This is a genomic window from Amylolactobacillus amylophilus DSM 20533 = JCM 1125 (genome assembly GCF_001936335.1).
Classification (GTDB): Bacteria; Bacillota; Bacilli; order Lactobacillales; family Lactobacillaceae; genus Amylolactobacillus; species Amylolactobacillus amylophilus.
In genome coordinates this window covers 835,174-857,733 of record NZ_CP018888.1, presented here as the reverse complement: position 1 = coordinate 857,733, position 22,560 = coordinate 835,174, and the positions used below count along the sequence as shown (strand labels likewise).

Sequence of the window (22,560 nt, the reverse complement as noted above, 5' to 3'; positions counted from 1 at the left end):
TTCTTTTCTAGAAAACCTTTTGCGTTTGCCTATTGTGCTTAAGCTACTTCTTGGTTAAGTCCTCGACTGATTAGTACTGGTCCGCTCCATACATCACTGTACTTCCACTCCCAGCCTATCTACCTCATATTCTTTAAGGTGTCTTACTTCTTACGAATGGGAAATCTCATCTCGAGGGGGGCTTCGCACTTAGATGCTTTCAGCGCTTATCCCTTCCATACATAGCTACCCAGCGATGCCCTTGGCAGAACAACTGGTACACCAGCGGTATGTCCATCCCGGTCCTCTCGTACTAAGGACAGCTCCTCTCAAATTTCCTACGCCCGCGACGGATAGGGACCGAACTGTCTCACGACGTTCTGAACCCAGCTCGCGTGCCGCTTTAATGGGCGAACAGCCCAACCCTTGGGACCGACTACAGCCCCAGGATGCGACGAGCCGACATCGAGGTGCCAAACCTCCCCGTCGATGTGGACTCTTGGGGGAGATAAGCCTGTTATCCCCAGGGTAGCTTTTATCCGTTGAGTGATGGCCCTTCCATGCGGTACCACCAGATCACTAAGTCCTAGTTTCCTACCTGCTCGAGTTGTCGCTCTCGCAGTCAAGCTCTCTTATACCTTTACACTCTGCGAATGATTTCCAACCATTCTGAGAGAACCTTTGAGCGCCTCCGTTACACTTTAGGAGGCGACCGCCCCAGTCAAACTGCCCACCAGACACTGTCCCTCACCACGCTTAGTGGTGCAGGTTAGAGGATTCATAAAACAAGGGTAGTATCCCACCAGCGCCTCCAAGAATACTAGCGTACTCTCTTCTTCGGCTCCTACCTATCCTGTACATGTTTCACAAATACTCAATATCAAGCTACAGTAAAGCTCCATGGGGTCTTTCCGTCCTGTCGCGGGTAACCCGCATCTTCACGGGTATTATAATTTCACCGAGTCTATCGTTGAGACAGTGCCCAAATCATTACGCCTTTCGTGCGGGTCGGAACTTACCCGACAAGGAATTTCGCTACCTTAGGACCGTTATAGTTACGGCCGCCGTTTACTGGGGCTTCAATTCAATCCTTCGACGAATCTAAGATCTCCTCTTAACCTTCCAGCACCGGGCAGGCGTCAGCCCCTATACGTCATCTTTCGATTTTGCAGAGACCTGTGTTTTTGATAAACAGTTGTTTGGGCCTATTCACTGCGGCTGATATCTCTATCAGCACCCCTTCTCCCGAAGTTACGGGGTCATTTTGCCGAGTTCCTTAACGATAGTTCTCTCGCTCACCTTAGGATTCTCTCCTCGACTACCTGTGTCGGTTTGCGGTACGGGTAATTGTTAACTCGCTAGAAGCTTTTCTTGGCAGTGTGAAATCAGGAACTTCGCTACTTAATTTCGCTCCCCATCATATCTTGTCCTGACAAAGATAAGCATTTAACTCACCCTCAGACTTGACACTTGGACGTGCATATCCAGCCGCACGCTTTCCTTATCCTCCTGCGTCCCTCCATTACTCAAACGTTAACTCTTAGTACAGGAATCTCTACCTGTTATCCATCGACTACGCCTTTCGGCCTCGCCTTAGGTCCCGACTAACCCTGGGAGGACGAGCCTTCCCCAGGAAACCTTAGTCATTCGGTGGATAAGATTCTCACTTATCTCTCGCTACTCATACCGGCATTCTCACTTCTAAGCGCTCCAGTAGTCCTCTCGATCTACCTTCTCCGCCCTTAGAACGCTCTCCTACCACACATGACTTTCATCATGCATCCACAGTTTCGGTACTATGCTTAGCCCCGGTACATTTTCGGCGCAGCGCCACTCGACTAGTGAGCTATTACGCACTCTTTAAATGGTGGCTGCTTCTGAGCCAACATCCTAGTTGTCTGCGCGACTCCACTTCCTTTTCCACTTAGCATAGATTTTGGGACCTTAACTGGTGATCTGGGCTGTTTCCCTTTCGACTACGGATCTTATCACTCGCAGTCTGACTCCCGGGTAATTGATACATGGCATTCGGAGTTTATCTGAATTCAGTAACCCTTGACGGGCCCCTAGTCCAAACAGTGCTCTACCTCCATTATCATTCCCCCGAGGCTAGCCCTAAAGCTATTTCGGAGAGAACCAGCTATCTCCAAGTTCGTTTGGAATTTCACCGCTACCCACACCTCATCCCCGCATTTTTTAACATACGTGGGTTCGGTCCTCCAGTGCGTTTTACCACACCTTCAACCTGGACATGGGTAGGTCACTTGGTTTCGGGTCTACATCATGATACTATCTCGCCCTCTTCAGACTCGCTTTCGCTCCGGCTCCGACCTTTCCGTCTTAACCTCGCATCATAACGTAACTCGCCGGTTCATTCTACAAAAGGCACGCCATCACCCTTTAACGGGCTTTGACTACTTGTAGGCACACGGTTTCAGGTTCTCTTTCACTCCCCTCCCGGGGTGCTTTTCACCTTTCCCTCACGGTACTGGTTCACTATCGGTCACTAGGGAGTATTTAGCCTTGGGAGATGGTCCTCCCAGATTCCGACGGGGTTTCACGTGTCCCGCCGTACTCAGGATCCTGCTTCGTCAAGTTGATATTTCGTCTACAGGGATCTCACCTTCTCTGTCTAAGTTTCCCAACTTATTCGACTATACCTGCTTGTACTCTCTTGCAGTCCTACAACCCCAATAAGCAAGCTTATTGGTTTGGGCTCTTTCCTGTTCGCTCGCCGCTACTTGGGAAATCGATCTTTCTTTCTCTTCCTGCAGCTACTGAGATGTTTCAGTTCACCGCGTCTTCCTTCGTATACCTATGTATTCAATATACGATAGTAACTCTCGTTACTGGGTTCCCCCATTCGGACATCTCCGGATCATAATCTACTTACGACTCCCCGAAGCATTTCGTTGTTTGTCACGTCCTTCATCGGCTCCTAGTGCCTAGGCATTCACCGTGCGCCCTTCTTAACTTAACCTACAAATATTTTTAGTGATTCCTCACTTCGTTCTCGGCTTTTTCGTTCGCATTGAATATTCCTAGTCGTGCCACTGCCACCAATCAATTCGCCTTAAGTCGCCTTCTTTAGTCACTACGTGACCTTTGAAGTCTGCCTTAATCGCTCTTTGATTTAACGGTGTCAGCTGCACTCTTTTTTATATTCTCGGTTTTCTTTCTTTGAATCGTATTCAGTTTTCAATGTGCTAATGTTTGAGAGTAAACCTCTCAAAACTAAACAAAGTTTCTCGTGTGCTTTTGTCGCGTGGCTTCCACGTATTCCTACGCTTCTTCCCACTCGCTTCCTTAGAAAGGAGGTGATCCAGCCGCAGGTTCTCCTACGGCTACCTTGTTACGACTTCACCCTAATCATCTATCCCACCTTAGACGGCTGGCTCCATTAATGGTTACCTCACCGGCTTTGGGTGTTACAAACTCTCATGGTGTGACGGGCGGTGTGTACAAGGCCCGGGAACGTATTCACCGTGGCATGCTGATCCACGATTACTAGCGATTCCAGCTTCATGTAGGCGAGTTGCAGCCTACAATCCGAACTGAGAACGGTTTTTAGAGATTCGCTTACTTTCACAAGTTAGCAACTCGTTGTACCGCCCATTGTAGCACGTGTGTAGCCCAGGTCATAAGGGGCATGATGATTTGACGTCATCCCCACCTTCCTCCGGTTTGTCACCGGCAGTCTCACTAGAGTGCCCATCTTAATGCTGGCAACTAGTAATAAGGGTTGCGCTCGTTGCGGGACTTAACCCAACATCTCACGACACGAGCTGACGACAACCATGCACCACCTGTCTTAGCGTTCCCGAAGGAAACGTCCCATCTCTGGGATTGGCGCTAGATGTCAAGACCTGGTAAGGTTCTTCGCGTTGCTTCGAATTAAACCACATGCTCCACCGCTTGTGCGGGCCCCCGTCAATTCCTTTGAGTTTCAACCTTGCGGTCGTACTCCCCAGGCGGAGTGCTTAATGCGTTAGCTCCAGCACTGAGAGGCGGAAACCTCCCAACACTTAGCACTCATCGTTTACGGCATGGACTACCAGGGTATCTAATCCTGTTCGCTACCCATGCTTTCGAGCCTCAGCGTCAGTTACAGACCAGAGAGCCGCCTTCGCCACTGGTGTTCTTCCATATATCTACGCATTCCACCGCTACACATGGAGTTCCACTCTCCTCTTCTGCACTCAAGTTATACAGTTTCTGATGCAATTCCTCGGTTGAGCCGAGGGCTTTCACATCAGACTTATACAACCGCCTGCACTCGCTTTACGCCCAATAATTCCGGATAACGCTTGCCACCTACGTATTACCGCGGCTGCTGGCACGTAGTTAGCCGTGACTTTCTGGTTGGTTACCGTCAAATAAAGTACAGTTACTTACCTTATCCTTCTTCTCCAATAACAGAGTTTTACGAGCCGAAACCCTTCTTCACTCACGCGGCGTTGCTCCATCAGACTTTCGTCCATTGTGGAAGATTCCCTACTGCTGCCTCCCGTAGGAGTTTGGGCCGTGTCTCAGTCCCAATGTGGCCGATCACTCTCTCAAGTCGGCTACGTATCATCGTCTTGGTAAGCCGTTACCTTACCAACTAACTAATACGCCGCAGGTCCATCCTTTAGTGATAGCTTTCGCCATCTTTCAAACATCTATCATGTGATAGTTGTTGTTATGCGGTATTAGCATCTGTTTCCAAATGTTATCCCCCGCTATAGGGTAGGTTACCCACGTGTTACTCACCCGTCCGCCACTCGTTCCATTGTTAATTGCTTTGGTGCAAGCACCGCTACTCTTAACCAGAACTCGTTCGACTTGCATGTATTAGGCACGCCGCCAGCGTTCATCCTGAGCCAGGATCAAACTCTCAATTTTACTTGAGATATTCTTCAAATAGCTCTTAGTTTTATTGTTTATTCACGAATTGACTTCGCTTAAATCTTTAGGGGTTTGACCCCCCGCACACTTAAATCGAAACTTTGTTCAGTTTTCAAAGGTCTACTGTGTCGCCGTTGACGACTTATAAATGTTACCACGTCGCTCTAGGATTTGCAAGCGCTTTTTAAATCGCATTTGATGCTTTTCTTAAGCTCTTGTTTTCTCCCGACAACAAGATAATACTTTACCAGAACGTCGTTTGCTTTGCAAGAAGTTTTTTTAACTTCTAGCTCAGCTCGCCTTGACTTGCTTTCGCTTGTCCTCTTGACGACTTGAACTATGTTACAGGAAACCAACTATTAATGCAAGGATAAATACTTATTTTTTTAAAAAATGTTCCAAACAAGCATTTACTAGGCTCGACAAGAGATAGCCTGGTTGATCAAGGAGATAAAAAACTCTTAATCACAAAGATTAAGAGTCAACACCTTTAACTCCAGTTATCTACGCGACTGGACCACTTGGTTTTATCGTAAATATCCTTAAAGTAAGCTACATTAACGCGATCAGCCAGATAATCCTGCCAAATCTTCAGCACAATCGTTGCCACAATCACTAATGGCAACAAATTCAGCGGTGCAAACATGATTCCAATGAGGCTACCGACAAGAATTGGCGAGCCCAAGATGGCCGTTCCCATTCCAATCGCTACTATTACAACAGCAAAAATCTGGTCTACACTGGGCAGAAAATGAGCGATAACAAATCCTATCGTAGTCACGGAGAAGAGCACAGGAAAAATATCGCCGCCAAGCCAGCCCGTCTGTTTACAAATGGTCAGGAGCACCAGCTTCCCGAGCGCAACCATCATTAAGTATACGATCGATTTCGATTGCCAACCCGTGGTAAAGAGATGGAAGTTATGCTGACCCGAGAAAAGCATTTCTGGCGCGATTAACCCTGCAGCAAAAATTACCAGGCCACCAAGGAGTACTTCGAAAAACGGGCGCTGAATATTGAGCGCGACAAACTGCTTAATTCGAACCATCAACTTGTAGAATACCTGACCGCTGAAATAGCTGAAGAAAAGTAGTGGTAATAGGATGACCCAGGCTTTTCCTTGCCAATGGCTGCTGCCAATGCGAATAACCAATCCAGGTTCACCGCTCAGCGTGAAGACGATGACAAACCAGAGAATTCCGTTTGCAAAAAATGCTAGCGTCAAAACCTTTTTGAGACGAGCTGACAACGGGAGCATCGCAGGACTGTCTACCGGTGTTCTTAGAACATATTTATTAATCGCCAGTAATCGCCGCCACTTTTGCCAGCCAGAGAACCGCTGCAACAAATCAAAATGAAGATCGTAATAACGCAACTTATCGCGCAACCAAGTACCATATAACAATGTCGAACTCACAAGCGTGGCTTCTGGGCCAAGGCTAGTTCCGCTAATCAGGATAAATGCGGGAAAGATCATTTGGAGTAGCACAAAGCGATAGTTCGCAGTGCCAGATTCTCTCAACTGCAACCGGATTTTACCATAATTCTGTGGGAGCTGACCGAAAAAGTGCGTCGTGATGAGAATCATTGCCCCAACCAGCACCAGCATCGCGGCGTTTTGTAGCGGGCTAACACGTGGACTAATCCATAATTCATCAATTAGAAACGTTTGTAGTGCGTAGAACAGGCCAAGCAGGGTGCCAAAGACCGCACTCGCACAGAGCCCGAATATCATAAGTCTGACTTGTTTAGTTTTGATATTCTTCCCTCCGTTTAAAAAATAACGTTTTCCATTGTGCCATGAATTTAAGGAGGTTGCAATTGTTACAGAAATAATAATCTCTAACGAAAAACAACTGCTACTTTTTTCAACTGAATAACGATGTTGTTAAACTCCCAATAACGTGCGTTCTAATTGAGCCAGACCAACCTTTATTTATATACTTAATATAGATGAAAAAAGAAAGGATCAAACAATGACTGAACAAAGAGACCCCAGAACACTATATTTCCACGAAAAATTCAAGAGCCAGCAACAAGACACCCCAGCGCTCCAGCGTCAAATGGAGCCTGAACCAGATTGTGGCGAGGATTCATACCAAGGCTCTGGTAAACTAGCGGGACGAAAAGCTTTAATCACAGGTGGTGACTCCGGCATCGGACGGGCAGCAGCAATTGCCTATGCCAGAGAGGGTGCAGACGTCGCTATTCAATTCTTTCCACCAGAGGAAGAAGATGCATTAGACGTAGTCGAAGCTGTGAAGGATTCAAGCGGTAAGTTCATGCTATTTCCTTGTGACCTCAGGGAGGACGGTGCGGCTACAGCACTGATTGAGGCCGTCGTCGATGAATTGGGCGGCCTTGACATTCTCGTTTTAAACGCAGGGCAGCAGATTGCTCAGCAAAGCATCTCGGAATTACCAATTGAGCAAGTCAAAACAACATTTACAGTTAACATCATCTCGATGTTCGAAGCCGCTCAGGCAGCGGTTAACCACTTACAACCGGGGAGTACAATCATTACAACATCCTCCGTTCAAGCAACCAATCCAAGTCCCCAATTACTTGATTATGCGGCGACCAAAGCGGCCATCTCAAACTTCACAGTCAATCTTGCACAACAACTTGCAGCAAAGGGTATTCGGGTGAACGGAGTCGCTCCCGGACCAATCTGGACACCGCTGCAGCTTGATGGTGGGCAGTTCCCTGATAAGATTCCTGAATTTGGTCAGGATTCGCTAATTGGCCGTGCCGGTCAGCCGGTTGAGCTTGCACCAGTCTATGTCTTCCTGGCATCCCCAGAATCCAGCTATGTGACCGGCCAAATCTACGGTGTCACCGGTGGTACAAATATCAATCTCTAAATCTGTACATTCAACACGAAGATTTCCACGCAAAAAGCCCATCAAACTGAATTTGATGGGCTTTTTAGTAACATATAACGGCGACCTAACACCTAGCACTTACACTACTCAACAGTATTCTTGGGCGCATCTTCATCAGGAACTGGAGGCTCGGGCGCACCTTCATCATGAACTGTATTCTCGGATGCACCTTCATCATGAACTGTAGTCTCGGTTTCATCGGCTGAACTACTAGTGCTCGATTCAGTACTGTCTGTTCCAGCGTTACCCGAACTCGACTCTGAGCCCCCAGAAGTAGAACTACTGGAGCCAGCACTGCCAGAACCGGTCCAACCCGATCCTGTACCAGAACCAGAATAACCGCCATCATATTCGGAAGATGTATCCGCACTCGTATCTTCCACGTCATCAGCGTCAGCATTAGTTATATTCGAAACCGTGTTAGTATCAGCATTTGCTCTCTTAAGATCCGCATTAATAGCCTTGATTTGCTTTTTATACCTCTTAATTAGCCTTTGAATTTTTGCGACGAAGGTTTCTACCTCCTCCTCAGAATAGATATCCCCCTCTTGTTTAGTAAGCGTCTTACTGAGCTTATTCAGGCCATCAATCTTCTCATTTAGCGTAGACTTAATTTCCTTATTGATATCCTTCGTTTTCAGCTTAGAATATTCATCGTTGTTCTTCTTTCGAATATCCTTACCCAAATTTTTGATGGCATCGTTATAGGCAACGATGATATTAGTATCCTTCTCAGAGCCCTTCTTATAACGCTCTAGTTTAGTACGCAACGTTCTGATTGCCGAAATTCGCTTCGCTGAATCTAACCTTTCGGACTTTTGTTCTTCTGTTTTGATTTCAGAAATAACCCGCTCAATCCGGGTATTATATGCGGCATCCACACGTTTGTTGTGCATTATTCCTGCAAAAAGTGCGATAAATCCCGCAAAGAGAACCACGCTGATGATGATTAACGAACGTTTGTAAGTTCTATCCTTCATACTTTATCTCAACTGAGTCCAATCGCCCAGCTACTCCCTCTAGTGAATATGAGTTAACTATTTTGTTTCAATTATATCTATTATAGTAGAAATATTTAAAGATTCACAATGGTTTTATTAGCTAGCACAATGCCCCAGCAAAAAACGAGTTCATTTGAACCCGTTGACGACGCCATATGTCTTATTCAGCTACTGAATTAACATTCTTAATTTCATCAAGAATAACTAGCAGTTTCTGCACTCCCTGCTCATACCGGTCAATTTGTTCACCGTACTTCTCGTTAAACGCATCTAACCCGTAGAAAGCAAACTCACTTTCAAATGGATAAACCTCATTTTCGTACGCTGCACTAAATCGTTTTAGCAAATCCATTTCCGTTGGGTCCAGCTGAAGCGCCAATTGAATAACGCGAAAATCTGTGTAGGAGAGCTCAAATTGAACTGCAACTGCACGAATGAAATCGTTTTTATTCTTGATGTGTTGGAAGTGATGCTCAATTGTCCAAGCTAGATTGTCGATTGATTTAATTACGTCAAGCATATAAAATAACCCCTTTCTCTTAAGCAACTAACTCTTTCATATCGAGTTTAGCATTCAAATAAGAAACGGGGGTTATTAATGCTTGTGATTTTTACAAAAAATATTTATAAGTTGCACAGCCAGCGCTGAAAAATAATTTTCTGATTGACATGCGTTGTTTGAAGCATGTCATATATTCAGGCGGTTCAACAACCGCCGTCGTTGGTATGTCCTCCTTGTTAGTTAATGTAGATCTAGCGTTGCGTCGATAATCAAGGGCCCCGCAACTAACTTGCAAGTGGTGTAAGACTAACACAAGCAGAGCACCATTCTGTAACAAGAGTTCGAGGTTCACTTGCAGTGGTACCTTGCCATACCTATCCAGCACAGCGGTTGTGCTGCCTGAGTATTGTGCTGCAACTTTATTTTTGCAAAATTCGTTTATCCTGAAGTTGTAAGAACTTCAATTCGTTTACGGACAGCCAGTTGAGTTTGGTCGACACTTCGGCACGGGAAATGTCCTAGTAACGTCAAAAAGGATAATTTTGCTAGTGATACCACGACGCCCTTCACAACCCATGTTGTTCGCCCAAATATAGTCGCCGACCATAAATTCACCACCATCAGCAGACTCAACTGCAATATCCACCGCATCTTGAGCACTTGTGTGAAATTAATCCTCGTTCTAAAACTAACGTTAACCAGAATGGTGCCTGGATATACCTGAAATTCCAGCAATTCGTCATAGATAATTTCACTTCTTGGGTTACTCACCAAATACTGCGTTCACTCTATCAGCCTTCTTTTGATGATTATCAGCTCAATTATTTCCTATTCTAAATGTCTTTAGTTAACTCATCCATGATTCTTACTGAAATTCACAACCACGAAAGAGCTCATCCATTTCAGGAAATTCTTCATCAAAAAATTCAGCAATATTTTCCGGGTGATCAGCATCAACCATTTTAGGTTCACCACTAACCCTATTAACTAACTCATCGAGATCTTTAACTATTTGTTCCTTATTCTCTTCATAATATTTCTTTTGCTCGGGTGTAGCTCCGTCACCAACGCCATCAAATGGAATCTCTTGATTATCTGCAATATATTTAACCATCAGCTGAATTGCCGTCGCAATATCGTAACCTAGCTTAGCTAAATGTTCAGCGGATCTAATCTTGAAGATACCAATGATTTTGTCAGACTTAACTTCTACAAGGTTTGGGTCATTAACTTGTTGAGTTGGCAGATTAGGAAATACTAGTTTGACGAACCCATTAACAAAGTCATCCACTTGGTCAGGATTATTAATATCGACCTTATTACTAGGATATGCCCCATAATAATCATCGATAATCTTAGTAGCACGCTCTGGATCAAAATCAGAAACAATTTGGCTACCAAATGGCACATCAAAGGGGAGATTCTTATCATATGAAACGCTATTCATCAGTATTTCTGACATATCTCCCAAATCTAGATAGTGCGTACTCAGAAATTCGTTTGCACGTGCAACGTCATTCTTATCTACCATAGCAGAAACCTGGCAATAAATATTCATCGATATACCCCTCCTGTTATAAATAACCCATAGACTTAATTTTATCGTATAAATTGTCTGTTAATCGAAAGGAGATTTAACTTATGCTATACACTTATCCAGCACTTTTTTACTTTGATGACACCGAAACTGAAGAAGTTCCTTATTTCGTTCACTTTCCAGACTTAGAAAATTCTGCAACGCAAGGAAATAACATTAGTGACGCAATTAGAATGGCCGTGGATCTCCTCGGAAATCTTCTAACATATTATGTCGAAGATGGCAAACATGTTCCAAGGCCATCTAATATTAATGACCTCTCACTTGTAGGAAACAATCCTTTCAAAGATGATGATTTTGATTTTAAATTTCAGGTTGATAAATCATTTATTTCAATGGTTACAGTGGATTTAGATGATTTTCTCGATTATAATGACCCAATTGAACTAACCTTAGCTATTCCAAAATGGGCGGACGAGTCTGGTAAAAGATTGCACCTCCACTACTCTAAAGCACTGACAGATGCTATTATGCAGAAAACGGATGAAGCACATTAAAAAGTTTCAGTATCAATTTCCTATTTAATAGGTATTCCAGGCACAAAGTCCCAGTTCCCATTCAATTTTGAGACAAACTGAACACCTTGAGTTGTACGAAAATAGCCCGAGAATTTTTATAAAATCCAGATTTTACTCCACACAAAAACCACCAATCTCTCTCGAAGAGGTTGGCGGTTTTTTAAATTTCAAAGCTTATTTCAAATATGTTCCAACAAAATTATAGTTATTAGCTGGACTGTAATACAAGTTCTTCACCTTCATGTTCACCAGGTGCGCCTGCACATTCTGGTATAGCGGAACCGCACCCATATCCTCAACGGACACATCACTAGCGTCTAACAGATCTTGCCAGCGAGCATCGGGATCGACTGCATCCTTGTTCTTACTATTCTTCACATACTTATCAAATGATGCATTCGACCATTTACCAAAGTTATATGAGTTCGTCGTCTCGAACAAATCAAGGAATGTGATTGGATCTGGGAAGTCTGCTGACCAACCAGAAACCACCACGTCAAAATCACCGGCCAGAGAACGCGAAACTCTGGTTTTGAACGGAATACTTGCGATATTCAACTTCAACCCAGGTAAGTTCTTCTCCAATGTACTTTGCAGGTACTCCTGAACCTTCTTCTGGTCTTCCGTATCATCACCTAACAGCTCAAGTTCGACACTTGAAGCACCAACCTCTTGTAATCCTTCCTTGAACAGCTTAGTAGCCTTCTCTGGGTCATACTTAGTGTACTTCTTCCCAGTACCTACTTCCTTGGTGAAGTCTTTCCCAGTCTTCTCGTTAGCTGCCAATCCCTCTGGGACCAAAACTTGTGCTGGGATCGAACCGTCAGATAACACACTATCTACAAGTTCATTCCGGTCGATTGCGTATGAGAATGCCTGACGAATCTTCGTATTTTTGAATGCTGGAACCTTAGCCACATTCAGTGTGAGATACGTCAACCTCGATTGTTTCTGTGGACGGTAACTCTTGTCATCCTTCATTTGGGCGGCAGTGTCACCTGAAACCACGACATCATCGATCTTGCCTGCTTGGAATAAACTCAATGCTGTGTCAGAATCCTTCAGAACCTGGACTTGAATCTCGTCAAGCTTCACCTTGCTCTTGTTCCAGTAAGAATTATTCTTCACTTCAACCCACTTGTTGTTCGTACCGTTCCACTTCGTCATCTTGAACGGGCCGTTATAAACAACGTACTTACTTTGTGTACCATATTTCTTACCGTACTTCTCGACCACCTTCTGGTTCAGTGGGAAGAAGACGGGGTTGGTCAGCATTGTGCCAAAATATGGAACTGATCTTTCTAGATCAACCTCAAAAGTATAGTCATCTGTTGCCTTGACGCCAAGGGTTGACGGATCTTTTTCGCCTGCAATGATATCATCAGCATTCTTAATTCCGCTAAATAAGTACGCATATTCAGATTTAGTAGCGGGATCAACCGCGCGCTTCCATGAATAAACGAAATCCTTCGCTGTCACAGGATCACCGTTACTCCACTTGGACTTACGCAGCTTAAAAGCATATTTCAGGCCATCGTTTGTTGGCTCCACGACTTTCTTAGCCACGGCTGGCGTAAGTTTCTGGCCCTGATACCGATACAAGCCCTCCATCGTATCTTGTAAGGCTTGGCCGGAGATTGCGTCAGTAATAATTGAACCATCCATGGATGAAATAATATCTTTCTCCATCCGGCGCCAGACTTGCTTATCATCACCCTGGGATGAACTACTGCTGTTGTTGCTACATGCGGCCAAGGTCAAAGCAGTTGCAACAGTTATAAATCCCATTAAGAATATTCGTTTCTTCTTCATGATTAATCCCCCTTTAAGATTATATGTTACGAACAACAATATCATGAGAATAAAATTAAGTAAATAGGAAATTAAATTATTTTTTGCAAATATTTTACTAAGATACTTGGGCGCTTCTAATAAAACACCCCCAACCTAATCAAGGTTGGGGGCTCATTCGTCTAATTAATTGATTCGTCAGATTACTAACTTAGCTGTCTTGGCGTAACCCACGACGGTCACCATGCAATTTCGCCAGCTCATCGTCATTGTTCTGCGCAATGTTGTTGGCTTCTTGTTGCATCTCATGTCTCTCGTCTTGGCCCATACCCTCTAACGACTCCGGGGAATATTCATCACCGTCGTTAGCCAGATTCTCCTCGGCGCCCAAAGCACTGATTTCATCACTCACATCAATGGTATCAGTATCACCGTAACGTTGCGAATCATGCAGGTTTTCTCCCGCCTCATCCGGCATCTCGGGCATCCCTTCTTCGGGATTCATGTCCATGTCCTCACGCATAGTCTCTTCAGGGTTCATCCCGACATCCATCCGCTCACCCATGTTATCCTCGGTCCGCACGACATTTTGATTCTCCATCTCTTCAACCAAAACATCGTTCATCCGGTCTTTGTCTGCTTCGTGTTCCTTATTATGATGCATCTAGTGTCCTCCTTCTCGCTATTTGGCGGCCACTCACCGCCTCAATTCAATTATAGCGAATGGTCTACATCACAAACAAAACATTGGCTCATCTAAAAAACGTAACTAAGTTATATAATTAGGTAATTTAATTATCATCTACCAAATAAAGCTTACGTAATTTCTGAAATTGGTCTAGTTTGAGACCCAAGGCATCCTGCCAGTAATTAGCAATCCCACCATAACCAACATTAATGGTCTCGATTACCGTCTGCATCACCTCTGCCTCACCGGTCTGCAGGTTCATCCGACTAACGAGCCGCTCAATCTCGGCCTCATCTTCTGGTACATTACCCGTGCCAAAACCGAATAATTCGTTGGTCAGTAGATAATCGGCAATAATCGTCTCTTCTGGCACTTCTAACGCCAGAAGGACTAAGGCGGCAGTCATTCCAGTTCGGTCCTTCCCCGCCGAGCAATGAAACACCGTTGGCTCATTTTGTAAAAGTATCTTGAACGTTGTTGCAAACGCCTGTTTTGCATGCTTATTTAGAATCACATTCTGGTAAATCTGGGCAAAGCCGTTTGCCGCCTCCGGAATATGATGTACCTTGCGCCACCAGATACTTGGCGTACCGAAAAGTGCGGGGGTATTCCCCTGTTCTGGGTAGATAGGATTCTTAGTCAACTTAGCACCAGACCATAACCTATCCGGATTTCTCTCCTGCTCAGACGTCGAGCGAAGGTCAACATCATGCTTAATCTGCAGCCACGACAATTTATCCCGATCGGATTGCGTCAACAGCGACAAGTCCGCAGCCCGATAGATTTTACCCCAAGAAACGGTCTGCCCGTGTTGATTAACATAGCCACCCAAATCACGAAAGTTAAGCGCTCCTGCCAATTGAATTACTCGCTGATATTCCGCCATATTGCACCTCCTACCCATAGGATACCGCAAAAAAGTGGTGGTTGAAATTTTTCATTCAAGCACCACTAACTTGTAGTACCACAATCAATTAACTAATTGACAGCAGTCTCACTTGGAACCGCTTCAGCCTTGTCAATCTCCGCATGCTGTGCTTCATCCTGCTCAATTAGCTTCAATTTCGCTACGGCCACAAGGGCTGTGCTGACGATCAAAAGTAGAATCAGGCCAGTAACAGCAAAGATTAACGCACCGTTCAAATGGTCGAATAACACACCATAGAATAGTGTACCAATTGGCATGAGCAACATTGACAGTGTGCTCATAATCGAGAACACACGTCCTTGGAACTTCGGATCGATGTTGGCCTGCATATAGATACCAACGGGGCTATTCACAAAGACCAGGATTGTTCCGATTAGCATATTAAATGCGACATAGAAGATAGTATTCACATTACTTGACCAGTTAAACAACAGTGGCACACCGATAATCCCCAATAAGATCGAGACAATTATAATGTTTTTGAAACTAACGAGGACGAAGTGTTGCTTCAAATTCATTGCACTGAATAGCACTCCACCGAGGACCATCCCAATTGCGAAGGCGGATTCCGTCATCCCATATTGCCCATTACTCAAACGAAGAGAATCCACCAAGATAAAGGGCTGCCCCACATTGATGGCTGCGAAGAAGAAGTTAATTAACGTTGACACCGAAATAACAAATAATAATAATTTCTGGGTTCTGATGTAGCCAAAGCCCACCTTGAAGTTCTGCCAGATACTCTCATGTTCCTCCTGCTCAGCCGAAACATCAGTCTCCGGTTCAGCGTTCGTCACACTTTGAGCATCAAAGTTCAACATCATGACACCCGCTAGAGCGATGAGCTCAAATCCGAGTTCGATGAAGGCGAAACTGCCGATGGAAACTAAGGTGTAGACGACAGCACCGATAATTGGCGCCAGAAAAGATGCGGTAGCATTGAGCGATTGGGCTAAGCCGTTCACACGTTGCAACTCAGCACCCTCAAACAAGGAAATCATACTCGATTGTAGTGCTGTACCAAAGAAATTATCGGTTACCTGAAGAATAACCATCAAGCTAATAATCTGGATATAGTACTGCTCCGGCCAGACACTAATCACAATTCCGAATGACAAAAGCGCGAGCATGCTTGCCAACTGCCCAACAATCACAATTTTCCGGTGGCTCATCGTATCCACCACATAACCAACGAATGGCGTCAGAACCAAGGAGACTAGGGGACCGGTGATCAGCGTAATCCCCATTCCAAGAGCCGATCCCGTCTGCCGCAAAACGTACAGACCAAGTGCGAAACTCAACATCGAGCTGCCAAATACCCCAGCGAAGCGACTAATCAGATACTTCCAAATCTGTGGCCCTAAATTAAATTTTTTCATTCCAAGCTCCCACGAATTTCATTCTTTTAACTTCTACTTTTGCTTAAATTCATTAAAGCATATTTAGAACGGGGAAAAAGCATATCGGAGTAAGCGGTCAAATTTAGGTGCGTAAGTGGTTTAAATCATGCTATAACTGAAAGTAGTCACCCAAAATTGAGGGTGACTACTATATCTACAAATAATTTAACTTTAGATTTTCTGGGCCATATCTGTCACATCGATCACCAGAACCTTACGAATCCACTCAAACTTCGATTTCATGCCCTCAAAGTCCTCACCGGCGTCGATAAAGTGCCCCTTGCCGTAGACGTGAAAACCCGCACCAGGTCCCTCAGTTCCTTCAACCTCCTTGGTACCCACGGTAATTGTCACCGTATTATCTTTAGCGAAGTCGCCCTCAATACTGTGCATTCCGGCGGCCGGAATTAAGAGCGTCTTTCTCTCCGGATCAACCTCAATATATGACATCCACGTGTTCACCACGCTCGCCGGATTTCCGTTTATCGTCACAATTGTTGCAGGACCTTCGTGTTGCATCACTTCTAGAAATTTCTCATCCATGTTCAATCTCCTATTTCCATCACTATGGTATGTCTCTTTATATAGTATAGGCATATTTGGCTGAAATTGGAGAACTAAATCACATATTTTAATCAATTTACAGTGAGCTGGGTAGCATAGAGTAAACGGACTTACACTATTTGCACAGTTTGAGTACAAATTATTTATCCAGAAAGAAAGATTAATTTGACTATACAGGATCGGACTCTGATACAAATTGACCATAAAATTAAGAAATCTGCCAACGCAAAGCTTAGATCTAAAGGAATGACTATTTCGGAGTTTACTAGAATCATGACGACAAATGTAGCATATAGCAACGTCAATATTGTTGTGGAAACACTTAATAAGAAACTAGATTCTGTACTAAATGAGACAAAGATAATTCACTAAACTCACTTTCTAAATATATAGACACTCTTCTGGTGAGCAATCTTGACTATTTCGATAATGATATCTTCTTTATTAATTCGACATAGTATCCTGTAGTCACCAATACGATAACGCCACAACTCCTTTAATTCTCTCATAAGCGCTTTCCCGTTTTTAAATGGCTCACTTGTATTGACTATGTTTCTGTCAATCAGGCTAAGGAGAATTACACGAACACCGGAGGTATTATGGACAATATTTTAATTATCGAAGATAACGATGATATGCAACACCTACTACAAAAGGTTTTGCAGGCTCAATATCACACTATTAGTGCATATTCCGGCACCGAGGGATTACTAGTATATAAAAGGGCAAATAAGTCGATTTAATCCTCTTAGACCGCATGTTACCTGGTAAAAACGGCGAGGTATTACATGAACTACGGGAAAGTTATCTATGAAGGCGAATTCTTAACAAGGTATTAACTGAATCGTTAATTACCCCTTAAGCAGCAACACTTTATGCCGATTCAAGCAGCAATTTAGTCATCAATATTCCTACTCAAGCAATAATTGAGTGACAATTACCCATCATGTCTCTATGATGAAATCAAGGTCGACCGTCAAAAGAAAAATGGAGGAACAGAAATGATACAAATTTTTGATGCACAAAGAATCGGCAAGAAAATCGCCGATGCGCGTAAAGAATGTAATATGACCCAAATGGAGCTAGCCGATGAATTAGGCGTGAGCTACCAGGCCGTTAGTAATTGGGAGCGCAGCAAGTCACTGCCCGACATCGATAAATATAATCAAATTTCCCAAGTATTGGACTTATCATTAGAAGATTTACTGGGTTCACATGAGGGGGCCCGAACTATTCAAATAGTCCAAAACGATGAGCCCATGCCCGTTGAAGACCTCGTTCAAGCTGCCCCATTGATGAAACCAGCGCAGGTAGAGCAGAAAGTCACGGACAAGCACCTATCATTTGAACAAATTGTAGAGATTGCTCCTTTCATCTCTGACGAAACGCTCGAACAACAGGTGGATGAACACTTAGGAGAGCCGGACTTTAACCAACAATTACATAAGCTCGCACCATTCCTGAGTTCTGCGTACATCAAACGCTACATCGATAGTCAACTACAGGCCGGCACGAAGGATAGCTTACAGCTGATCTCTAAACTGGTTTTTGCCCTAGACGATGATGATGTCGATGCAATCTTTGATCAGGTAGTGAAACTGTTTGGCCCAAATGAGCATTCATTGAAACACTTCTACCCATTTCTGAGTGATGACAAGTTGCGTGATATCGCGCAAAGCCCCAATACCGAGTTTAAAAAGATACGTGAATTAGCACCTTTCCTCGATGATGATAGCTTAAACCAGATTTTCCACAAGCTCAGTCAAAATCCGGATAATGCTAAGGAACTCAGTTCCCTCGCACCATTTCTGGAAGAGGAAGTAATTGTTGATTACCTCAAGAACGTACTTCCGACACAGGTAGATGACGAGACGCGCAAACAAATAATCAGACGCTATCTCCCATTCTTATCTGACAAGTTCTTGTTGAATATTTTCTAACGCATAACATTGAATAGTCGACAGATTGACTAAACAACTTCTTTAATCACTTCTATTATTTACCAACTCAAAACCAACTGAAAAACCGCAGAGACAGCTTGTCTCTGCGGTTTTTACATATTCTAACTAAGCTATGTTAATTCGTTCATCGTGAATTAACAGTATTTCATCAGCTAACACATCAAGGTCTTCCTTATTGTGGCTAGCGATGATAATTGTTGCGCCGTCTTGCTTTAATCCCAGTAAAATTTGCCGTACATCACGGATGGTCTCTTGATCCAATGCATTAGTTGGCTCGTCCAACAACAATAGCTTTGGGTGTTCGAAAATCGCCTGTGCGATGCTGAGCTTCTGCCGCATCCCAAGTGAGAAACTCTTAACTTTCTCTTTTTCGTGACCCTCGAGGCCAACAGCCAATAATGCCGAATTGATATCGTCATCGCTTGCGACATTATTAATCCTGCTCAACATTTTCAAATTATCAAAAGCCGTGTACTGTGGCAGCAGGTCAGTATGTTCGATGATTACCCCCGTTTCTGCCGGGAAATCTACATCCTTGTGGATCACTTGGTCGCCCACCTGTACACTGCCGCTAGTGGGGAAAATTAAGCCGGAGATTGCCCGCAGAATCATCGTCTTCCCCGATCCATTACGCCCGTGGAGACCGTATATTTTACCCGAGTCAAACTGGAAGGTGATATCGTCTAGGATGGTTTTCTTCTTGATTACTTTGGTATAATTTGTGAAATTTATCTGTGGCATTGAGCCCCTCCGCTTTATATCCAGTCTTTTCGGCGAAACTTAAAGACGCAGAAAAGACACATTATTGAAAAGAAAAATATTTGAACTATTGGTGCGAGTACATATACACTTGCTGCACTATCTTTCAGTAGTTCCATGCGATTATTCATCGTAGAATTTAGCAGAATCAATACACCGAAACTTTGGTAATTACTAAGGCGATTGATTGTATCTGCAACAAAGATTGAACCGAGCAAGAATACTTGGGTAGCATAGATTGCAATCTTGCTATCAACTAAAATTTCCATAAACATCTCGAACGCAACAATGTTCAACAAGAACAGATAATTCATAACTAGTAGATAGAAGAAGCTACCAACATCTGCAAAGTCAAATTTCCCCGAAGTGATGACCAGTACCACTCCGAAAACTAGCACTTTAGTGAATTCAAAGAAAGTAGTGTACTTAATTGCTTTCCAGAGAAATTGTAGAAACATTTTAAAGGTTGACCGATTACGGACAAGTACATAAATTCCAAAGTTCCTGCCAAAGGTTTCACCTACACCCATGAATCCCAAAGTGGCAACAGCAAAAAGAAAATATTGGATAAAGTCAAAATTTAAATTGGCATTAAAAATAATACCTGCGTATAAATCATTCATTGTACTGGCACGAATTGCTAACTGCCATAAATAAGCAAATACTCCGATTCCAGCAGCAATGACTAACAGTCTTCGTTTATTCACCATCTAAGATATCCTTTCTCTGGAAGATATAGCTAAGAATTAGATATAATCCTCCAATAAAGATAAGGGCTAAAACATTCACACTTATATAATGAAGGATGTTGAATCCGTCCTCATAATAATCTGTATAAACGGTTAGTATCGATAAGGCAGTCGGCCAGCCCTGGACCAGTTGAAAATACAGCTGGCCAATACTGAGGCCAAAGGTAACTGCAACTGCAATTGGATAATTAGACACCAAGGACAAACAAATCAGGAAAACGGTGCCCATCAGCAGATAAAAGATAAAGGCGCTGATGAAGTATAAGATGGCAACGCCAAAGAAATTAATTTCAACTAAGTGGTTCAGATTAATGTGGAACATGTTAAACAAGACATTGATTCCAACAAAGACAGCTGAGAAATAGAAGGCTGCTTCAATCATTTGACCAAACATCCTATTGACGATTCGTCTTCTGGGGGCTCGAACGGCTAACTGGGTTAGATTGAATGGATTGAACAACAATAACAGTAAAATGATATTCATCCCTGCATGAGTTATTAGGTGATTATATCCCCCGTAAGCAGAATTCAGCTCAACGATTAATTTGTGACTAAATTCAAACGATACATTCCGAAAGACATACGACCACCAGAGGGCAAAAAATATACTTAAAGCACTAATCTTAGCAATCCTATGTTTCATCAGCAATTACCTGATGCCTGAATGCAAATATTGAGACGGCTAAGCAAATTGTGACGAATAATATTGACGCCGGAATAATCTGTTTGAATCCATATTCGATAAACGGTTGGAAAACATACGTTAGACTATTGGGTAGTATAATCTGCCCGTACCAGATCAGTAGTGCGATCGGATAGGCTAATTTGTATTGCGGAAACAACATTGAGATGCTGGTACATAACATCGCAAACAAGCCCGAAAAGAGCGAGAAAACCAAGATATAGACAGCATAGGTTATGTATGGATGTTGCAAACTAATCAAAGCCAATCCATGTAGAGCTTCTGGAAATTGTTCCAACCCGGAAAATGACTTGCCACCGCGAAAGATGAGTATAGCAGCCAAATAGTTAATTGTCAGACTAAGAAACGGCACGGCAAAGCCTAACAGAAATGAAACAGAGAAACGATCTTTCAGAAATTGACTCCGCGATTTTTTAGTATACAAAATGTCACTATATCCTAGCTTCTTCTCTTGGATATAATAATCCGAGTAAATAAACATCAAATAAATCGGCAAAATCCAGATAAATAACATCTGAGCAAAATGACCCAATGATGAGCCGGACAAAAGACTCGCATGAGCTGGATGCGGCAGTAGATTCCGGGCAATACCTTGAGGATATGAATCAGGATGAAGCCAAAAATCATAAAACGCTACTTTAATACTAATATAAAGATCGAAAAATGGTATTAGTGTCAGAATAACAATGCTAACTTTGCTTTTGGTTGTCTTAAGAACTCGCTCTAGTTCGTATTTCACTCAAAGCACCCCCTCGTTGTTTTTGGTTAAGTTAAATCTGCGTATTTCTAAAAATAGAAAAATAAAATGTAGGTAAGTAAATAATCAATAATAAAAAGGTAGCCACCAAATTTCTGGAGCTACTAATACAAAAGGCGTCGTAGGTCATATTCACATAACTTTATAATCTCTATCAATTTTCAATGATTATCGTCTTTACCCAAGTATCTTCTCAATTCCATGTTTCCTCATCCCAAACACCAGCCACAGAATAAGTAACGCCATTATAATTATTATTCTCTCCGGTTAACCATACTGTTTTTTGGCTTGCAGTAGTTAATGCATTGGTATAATAAGGACCAAGTCCTTGCGTCGCATCAACCGAAGTTGACACATTATTCGCGCTAGCATCCTCTAGCCAGAATCTAGTTATGGTACCTGAACCCTCCGAACTTGAGTTGAGCTTAACTTTCCACGGGTTTTCTGGGTGGGTAGTTTGTCGGTATCTACCTCCAGCAGCTTTTCCATTTTGTTGCCATGGACTAACCGTAAATTTAAAACTGATCGAATCGTTAGAGGCATAAACTGTTCCTGCAAGACTAAGGAACAACGCTAATGTACCACCCAATAGTAATAATACCCTTTTCTTTTTAACCAAATTCCCATCCTCCTTTATTTTTATTGTGAAATGACTACTCTTGAAGAGTAGCATGCTCACCAAAATAAAAATACATAAACATATATATTTATAATTAAATAGGCTCAGTTATATCAAATAACCAGCAATTATCTCATTGAAAAAGTACTCAAATCCCATACATGGCTTGCATTATACACACCTCATCCGATACTTATGAATCTTAGACACAAAAGCATGTAAATCCCTCGATAAACATTACCTTAAATTAGAATTACAAATGTTTTTATCGT

At 43.2% G+C, this 22,560-nt stretch carries 19 protein-coding genes and 2 rRNA genes; 4 read left to right on the top strand and 17 right to left on the bottom strand.

The features are described from left to right. Positions 1-50: 50 nt before the first annotated feature. The 3 genes from LA20533_RS04555 to LA20533_RS04545 form a co-directional block, all read right to left on the bottom strand. Positions 51-2,959, bottom strand: a 23S ribosomal RNA gene (locus LA20533_RS04555). 330 nt (positions 2,960-3,289) lie between these two features. Beyond that, a 16S ribosomal RNA gene (locus LA20533_RS04550) occupies positions 3,290-4,863 on the bottom strand. Together the 16S and 23S rRNA genes form the textbook arrangement of a ribosomal RNA operon. A 493-nt stretch (positions 4,864-5,356) precedes the next feature. After that, the gene (locus tag LA20533_RS04545; protein WP_056945771.1) at positions 5,357-6,601 is read right to left on the bottom strand and encodes a chloride channel protein; all 1,245 of its coding nucleotides are present in this window, start codon (positions 6,599-6,601) and stop codon (positions 5,357-5,359) included. 241 nt (positions 6,602-6,842) lie between these two features. Between LA20533_RS04545 and LA20533_RS04540 the strand changes: the two genes are divergently transcribed. Next, positions 6,843-7,730, top strand: coding sequence for an SDR family oxidoreductase (locus tag LA20533_RS04540; protein WP_056945770.1), 888 nt, complete (start codon positions 6,843-6,845; stop codon positions 7,728-7,730). Between the two features lie 104 nt (positions 7,731-7,834). Here LA20533_RS04540 and LA20533_RS04535 read toward each other — a convergent pair whose 3' ends face one another. The 3 genes from LA20533_RS04535 to LA20533_RS04525 form a co-directional block, all read right to left on the bottom strand. Beyond that, the gene (locus tag LA20533_RS04535; RefSeq protein ID WP_054746022.1) at positions 7,835-8,731 is read right to left on the bottom strand and encodes a hypothetical protein; all 897 of its coding nucleotides are present in this window, start codon (positions 8,729-8,731) and stop codon (positions 7,835-7,837) included. Between the two features lie 181 nt (positions 8,732-8,912). Beyond that, the gene (locus tag LA20533_RS04530; RefSeq protein ID WP_054746023.1) at positions 8,913-9,272 is read right to left on the bottom strand and encodes a hypothetical protein; all 360 of its coding nucleotides are present in this window, start codon (positions 9,270-9,272) and stop codon (positions 8,913-8,915) included. An 847-nt stretch (positions 9,273-10,119) separates the two neighbouring features. Continuing rightward, complete coding sequence (locus tag LA20533_RS04525; RefSeq protein WP_056945769.1) at positions 10,120-10,812, bottom strand: type II toxin-antitoxin system RelB/DinJ family antitoxin; 693 nt, start codon at positions 10,810-10,812, stop codon at positions 10,120-10,122. Positions 10,813-10,895: 83 nt separating this feature from the next. On the opposite strand from LA20533_RS04525, the gene LA20533_RS04520 reads away from it, so the two are divergent. Further along, positions 10,896-11,348, top strand: coding sequence for a type II toxin-antitoxin system HicB family antitoxin (locus LA20533_RS04520; protein ID WP_056945768.1), 453 nt, complete (start codon positions 10,896-10,898; stop codon positions 11,346-11,348). 195 nt (positions 11,349-11,543) lie between these two features. On the opposite strand, the gene LA20533_RS04515 is transcribed toward LA20533_RS04520, so the two are convergent. The 6 genes from LA20533_RS04515 to LA20533_RS09005 form a co-directional block, all read right to left on the bottom strand. After that, the gene (locus tag LA20533_RS04515) at positions 11,544-13,181 is read right to left on the bottom strand and encodes a peptide ABC transporter substrate-binding protein (RefSeq protein WP_054746025.1); all 1,638 of its coding nucleotides are present in this window, start codon (positions 13,179-13,181) and stop codon (positions 11,544-11,546) included. Positions 13,182-13,371: 190 nt separating this feature from the next. Continuing rightward, positions 13,372-13,824 (bottom strand): hypothetical protein, encoded by a 453-nt coding sequence (locus tag LA20533_RS04510; RefSeq protein ID WP_056945767.1) that lies wholly within the window; start codon positions 13,822-13,824, stop codon positions 13,372-13,374. A gap of 127 nt (positions 13,825-13,951) precedes the next feature. Continuing rightward, a complete protein-coding gene (locus LA20533_RS04505) occupies positions 13,952-14,734 on the bottom strand; it encodes a tyrosine-protein phosphatase (protein ID WP_056945766.1) in 783 nt (260 codons plus the stop codon). A gap of 92 nt (positions 14,735-14,826) precedes the next feature. Further along, complete coding sequence (locus tag LA20533_RS04500) at positions 14,827-16,155, bottom strand: MFS transporter (protein WP_056945765.1); 1,329 nt, start codon at positions 16,153-16,155, stop codon at positions 14,827-14,829. A gap of 192 nt (positions 16,156-16,347) precedes the next feature. Continuing rightward, positions 16,348-16,719, bottom strand: coding sequence for a hypothetical protein (locus LA20533_RS04495; protein WP_054746030.1), 372 nt, complete (start codon positions 16,717-16,719; stop codon positions 16,348-16,350). 395 nt (positions 16,720-17,114) lie between these two features. Continuing rightward, positions 17,115-17,318 (bottom strand): type II toxin-antitoxin system RelE family toxin, encoded by a 204-nt coding sequence (locus LA20533_RS09005; protein ID WP_418189842.1) that lies wholly within the window; start codon positions 17,316-17,318, stop codon positions 17,115-17,117. 21 nt (positions 17,319-17,339) lie between these two features. On the opposite strand from LA20533_RS09005, the gene LA20533_RS08580 reads away from it, so the two are divergent. Further along, a complete protein-coding gene (locus LA20533_RS08580; RefSeq protein ID WP_156408155.1) occupies positions 17,340-17,483 on the top strand; it encodes a hypothetical protein in 144 nt (47 codons plus the stop codon). 258 nt (positions 17,484-17,741) lie between these two features. Further along, the gene (locus tag LA20533_RS04480; protein ID WP_056945764.1) at positions 17,742-18,680 is read left to right on the top strand and encodes a helix-turn-helix domain-containing protein; all 939 of its coding nucleotides are present in this window, start codon (positions 17,742-17,744) and stop codon (positions 18,678-18,680) included. Positions 18,681-18,806: 126 nt separating this feature from the next. On the opposite strand, the gene LA20533_RS04475 is transcribed toward LA20533_RS04480, so the two are convergent. From LA20533_RS04475 to LA20533_RS04455, 5 genes are all read right to left on the bottom strand, one after another. After that, a complete protein-coding gene (locus LA20533_RS04475) occupies positions 18,807-19,442 on the bottom strand; it encodes an ABC transporter ATP-binding protein (RefSeq protein WP_054746034.1) in 636 nt (211 codons plus the stop codon). Between the two features lie 14 nt (positions 19,443-19,456). Continuing rightward, on the bottom strand, positions 19,457-20,170 hold the full coding sequence (locus LA20533_RS04470) for a DUF2705 family protein (protein ID WP_056945763.1): 714 nt from the start codon (positions 20,168-20,170) through the stop codon (positions 19,457-19,459). After that, entirely contained in the window at positions 20,160-20,852 is a 693-nt protein-coding gene (locus LA20533_RS08575; protein WP_141322567.1) for a hypothetical protein, read from the bottom strand. The genes LA20533_RS04470 and LA20533_RS08575 overlap by 11 nt, the downstream gene beginning before the upstream one ends. After that, a complete protein-coding gene (locus tag LA20533_RS04460) occupies positions 20,842-21,651 on the bottom strand; it encodes a hypothetical protein (RefSeq protein ID WP_056945761.1) in 810 nt (269 codons plus the stop codon). Before LA20533_RS04460 ends, LA20533_RS08575 begins: the two co-directional genes overlap by 11 nt. Before the next feature lie 211 nt (positions 21,652-21,862). Then, entirely contained in the window at positions 21,863-22,288 is a 426-nt protein-coding gene (locus LA20533_RS04455) for a DUF2712 domain-containing protein (protein ID WP_056945760.1), read from the bottom strand. Between the last annotated feature and the right edge of the window lie 272 nt (positions 22,289-22,560).

Coding starts and splice junctions, on each gene's coding strand:
- LA20533_RS04505 (WP_056945766.1), bottom strand. CDS start 14,734: ATGGCGGAATATCAGCGAGTAATTCAATTGGCAGGAGCGCTTAACTTT.
- LA20533_RS04500 (WP_056945765.1), bottom strand. CDS start 16,155: ATGAAAAAATTTAATTTAGGGCCACAGATTTGGAAGTATCTGATTAGT.
- LA20533_RS04480 (WP_056945764.1), top strand. CDS start 17,742: ATGATACAAATTTTTGATGCACAAAGAATCGGCAAGAAAATCGCCGAT.
- LA20533_RS04470 (WP_056945763.1), bottom strand. CDS start 20,170: ATGGTGAATAAACGAAGACTGTTAGTCATTGCTGCTGGAATCGGAGTA.
- LA20533_RS04540 (WP_056945770.1), top strand. CDS start 6,843: ATGACTGAACAAAGAGACCCCAGAACACTATATTTCCACGAAAAATTC.
- LA20533_RS04530 (WP_054746023.1), bottom strand. CDS start 9,272: ATGCTTGACGTAATTAAATCAATCGACAATCTAGCTTGGACAATTGAG.
- LA20533_RS04545 (WP_056945771.1), bottom strand. CDS start 6,601: ATGATATTCGGGCTCTGTGCGAGTGCGGTCTTTGGCACCCTGCTTGGC.
- LA20533_RS04535 (WP_054746022.1), bottom strand. CDS start 8,731: ATGAAGGATAGAACTTACAAACGTTCGTTAATCATCATCAGCGTGGTT.
- LA20533_RS04515 (WP_054746025.1), bottom strand. CDS start 13,181: ATGAAGAAGAAACGAATATTCTTAATGGGATTTATAACTGTTGCAACT.
- LA20533_RS04525 (WP_056945769.1), bottom strand. CDS start 10,812: ATGAATATTTATTGCCAGGTTTCTGCTATGGTAGATAAGAATGACGTT.
- LA20533_RS04510 (WP_056945767.1), bottom strand. CDS start 13,824: ATGCATCATAATAAGGAACACGAAGCAGACAAAGACCGGATGAACGAT.
- LA20533_RS08580 (WP_156408155.1), top strand. CDS start 17,340: ATGGACAATATTTTAATTATCGAAGATAACGATGATATGCAACACCTA.
- LA20533_RS04520 (WP_056945768.1), top strand. CDS start 10,896: ATGCTATACACTTATCCAGCACTTTTTTACTTTGATGACACCGAAACT.
- LA20533_RS04475 (WP_054746034.1), bottom strand. CDS start 19,442: ATGCCACAGATAAATTTCACAAATTATACCAAAGTAATCAAGAAGAAA.
- LA20533_RS04495 (WP_054746030.1), bottom strand. CDS start 16,719: ATGGATGAGAAATTTCTAGAAGTGATGCAACACGAAGGTCCTGCAACA.
- LA20533_RS08575 (WP_141322567.1), bottom strand. CDS start 20,852: ATGAAACATAGGATTGCTAAGATTAGTGCTTTAAGTATATTTTTTGCC.